Genomic DNA, 2919 nt, shown 5'->3' on the forward strand with positions numbered 1-2919 from the left:
TCTTAAATCGGGTTTAAGGAGAGCCGCCATGGAGCATGCAGCACAGCTCGTCGACCCCTTCATCTTCCAGCTGTCGATCTTCGTCCTCGCCGTTTTCGTCGGCTATTTCGTCGTCTGGTCGGTGACGCCGGCGCTGCATACGCCGCTGATGAGCGTCACCAACGCGATCTCCTCGGTGATCGTGGTCGGCGCGCTGCTCGCGGTCGGTGTCGGCATGATTTCGAGCGGCTCGGGCTGGGCGCGCGGCTTCGGCTTCGTCGCGCTCGTCTTCGCCTGCGTGAACATATTCGGCGGCTTCCTCGTCACCCAGCGCATGCTGGCGATGTACAAGAAGAAGTCGAAGTAAGCGGCCACCTCGGGCTGAAGGGATCAATGGGGACCTGAGATGAGCGCCAATCTCTCTGCATTCTTGTATCTCGTGGCGGGGGTGCTGTTCATCCTGTCGCTGCGCGGGCTGTCGAGCCCGGCAACCTCGCGCCAGGGCAATCTGTTCGGCATGATCGGCATGGCGATTGCGGTCGCCACCACGCTCGCAAGCCATCCGCCGGCCGACGGCGTGGCGTGGATCCTCGTCATCCTCGCGGTCGCGATCGGCGGCGGCGCCGGCGCGGTGATCGCCCGCCGCGTGCCGATGACCTCGATGCCTGAACTGGTCGCCGCCTTCCACTCGCTGGTCGGCATGGCCGCAGTGCTGGTCGCGGCCGGCGCGTTCTATGCGCCGGAGGCCTTCGGCATCGGGACCCCCGGCAAGATTCATCCGCAGAGCCTGGTCGAGATGTCGCTCGGCGTCGCCATCGGCGCGCTGACCTTCACCGGCTCGGTGATCGCGTTCCTGAAGCTGTCGGCGCGCATGAGCGGCGCGCCGATCATCCTGCCGTTCCGCCACATCATCAACATCGGCCTCGCATTGGCGCTGGTGTTCTTCATCGTCGGTCTCGTGCTGTCCGGCAGCGCGTTCGACTTCTGGATGATCGTCATCCTCGCGCTGGCGCTCGGCGTGCTCATGATCATCCCGATCGGCGGCGCCGACATGCCGGTCGTGATCTCGATGCTGAACTCCTATTCCGGCTGGGCCGCGGCCGGCATCGGATTCACGCTCGGCAATTCCGCGCTGATCATCACCGGCGCGCTGGTCGGCTCCTCGGGCGCGATCCTGTCCTACATCATGTGCCACGCGATGAACCGGTCCTTCATCTCGGTCATCCTCGGCGGCTTCGGCGGCGAGACGGCTGCCGCCGGTGGGGGAACCGGCGAGCAGAAGCCGGCCAAGCTCGGCTCGGCTGACGATGCCGCCTTCATCATGAAGAACGCCTCCAAGGTCATCATCGTGCCCGGCTACGGCATGGCGGTGGCGCAGGCCCAGCACGCGCTGCGCGAGATGGCGGACATGCTGAAGAAGGAAGGCGTCGAGGTGAAATACGCCATTCACCCGGTCGCCGGCCGCATGCCCGGCCACATGAACGTGCTGCTGGCCGAAGCCAACGTGCCTTATGACGAGGTGTTCGAGCTCGAGGACATCAACTCCGAATTCGCGCAGGCCGACATCGCTTTCGTGATCGGCGCCAACGACGTCACCAACCCGGCGGCGGAAGAGGACAAGACCTCGCCGATCTACGGCATGCCCGTGCTCCAGGTCTGGAAGGCCGGCACCGTGATGTTCATCAAGCGCTCGCTGGCTTCCGGTTACGCGGGCATCGACAATCCGCTGTTCTATCGCGACAACACCATGATGCTGCTCGGCGACGCCAAGAAGGTCACCGAGAACATCGTCAAGGCGATGTAGGCGGAAGGGACCGTGTCCATCAACAAGGAATGGCACCGGTCCCATCCCATGCCGTCCAAAGCCACGCGCGAGCAGCGCGTCGAATGGCACGCTGCTCACAAGGCGGCATGCGGCTGCCGCGACGTTCCGGCCAGTCTGCGCCCTGACGTCATGAAATTGCTGCGGAGCCATCGCAAGCCCTAGGCTCACTCGAGGGGCGCGCCGCGCAATCATGACCGTCCTCAAGTGGATCGCCATCCTGCTCGTGACCGTCTACTGCGCCGGTCTCCTCGTGCTGTACGTCCGCCAGCGCGAGTTGCTGTTTCCGATCCCGCCCGTCGGCCGGACCGCGCCTGATGCTGCCGGCCTGCCCGAGGCGGAAGAGCACATTCTGACCACGTCGGACGGCGAGAAGGTGATCGTCTGGCACGTGCCGGCGAAGCCTGGCCGTTCCGTGATTCTGTACTTCCACGGCAACGGCGATTTCCTCGCCGGGCGCGTCAGCAGCTTCAAGGCAATGACGGCCGACGGCACCGGCCTCGTGGCACTGTCCTATCGCGGCTATGCCGGCTCGAGCGGGACGCCGAGCGAACAGGGGCTGCTGCGCGATGCGGCGGCCGCCTACGGGTTCACCACGGCGCGATATGCCGCGGAACGGATCGTCGTCTGGGGCTTTTCGCTGGGGACGGGTGTCGCGGTCGCCATGGCGTCCGAACACCCCGTCGCCAAATTGATCCTGGCGGCGCCATACACTTCGACGGTGGACGTCGCTGCCTCGCAGTTCCGCTTCATTCCCGTGCGCCTGCTGATGCGCGATCAGTTTCGCTCCGACGAGCGGATCGCGCGCGTCACGGTGCCGCTGTTGGTGATGCACGGCACCAATGACCTTGCCATTTCGATCGCGTTCGGAGAGCGTTTGTTCGGGCTCGCGCATGAACCGAAGCAGTTCGTTCGCTTCGCGGGCGGCGGACACGACAATCTCGATGCGTTTGGCGCGATCGAGACAGCGAGGCGCTTCATTGCTTACTGAACGGCTTGTGACTTGCCGGGGCTGCATGATCGTCGCTGCGCCGCTCGCGCTGCTTCCGCAGCCTGCATGGGCTGCCGCGGCGATTGACGGCGCGCTAAGAGAGACCTAAGTCCGGAAGTGTTTGGTA

4 protein-coding genes are annotated in these 2919 nt (G+C 65.1%); all 4 read left to right on the forward strand.

Annotated features, from left to right (window positions below):
* Window positions 1–28 precede the first annotated feature (28 nt).
* Genes JHD07_RS12380 through JHD07_RS12395 form a run of 4 tightly spaced genes read left to right on the forward strand, consistent with a single transcriptional unit; the run spans window position 29 to window position 2792 of the window.
* Entirely contained in the window at window positions 29–346 is a 318-nt protein-coding gene (locus JHD07_RS12380) for a proton-translocating transhydrogenase family protein (protein ID WP_028180801.1), read from the forward strand.
* 39 nt (window positions 347–385) lie between these two features.
* Entirely contained in the window at window positions 386–1783 is a 1398-nt protein-coding gene (locus tag JHD07_RS12385; RefSeq protein WP_291622397.1) for an NAD(P)(+) transhydrogenase (Re/Si-specific) subunit beta, read from the forward strand.
* A 12-nt stretch (window positions 1784–1795) separates the two neighbouring features.
* On the forward strand, window positions 1796–1966 hold the full coding sequence (locus JHD07_RS12390; protein ID WP_291622399.1) for a hypothetical protein: 171 nt from the start codon (window positions 1796–1798) through the stop codon (window positions 1964–1966).
* A 28-nt stretch (window positions 1967–1994) separates the two neighbouring features.
* Window positions 1995–2792, forward strand: coding sequence for an alpha/beta hydrolase (locus tag JHD07_RS12395; RefSeq protein WP_291622401.1), 798 nt, complete (start codon window positions 1995–1997; stop codon window positions 2790–2792).
* Window positions 2793–2919: the final 127 nt, after the last annotated feature.

The organism is Bradyrhizobium sp. (genome assembly GCF_016462955.1).
GTDB lineage: Bacteria > Pseudomonadota > Alphaproteobacteria > Rhizobiales > Xanthobacteraceae > Bradyrhizobium.

Bases quoted from the DNA above. Each gene is read 5' to 3' on its own strand.
- JHD07_RS12380 (WP_028180801.1), top strand. From the start codon at position 29: ATGGAGCATGCAGCACAGCTCGTCGACCCCTTCATCTTCCAGCTGTCG.
- JHD07_RS12385 (WP_291622397.1), top strand. From the start codon at position 386: ATGAGCGCCAATCTCTCTGCATTCTTGTATCTCGTGGCGGGGGTGCTG.
- JHD07_RS12395 (WP_291622401.1), top strand. From the start codon at position 1,995: ATGACCGTCCTCAAGTGGATCGCCATCCTGCTCGTGACCGTCTACTGC.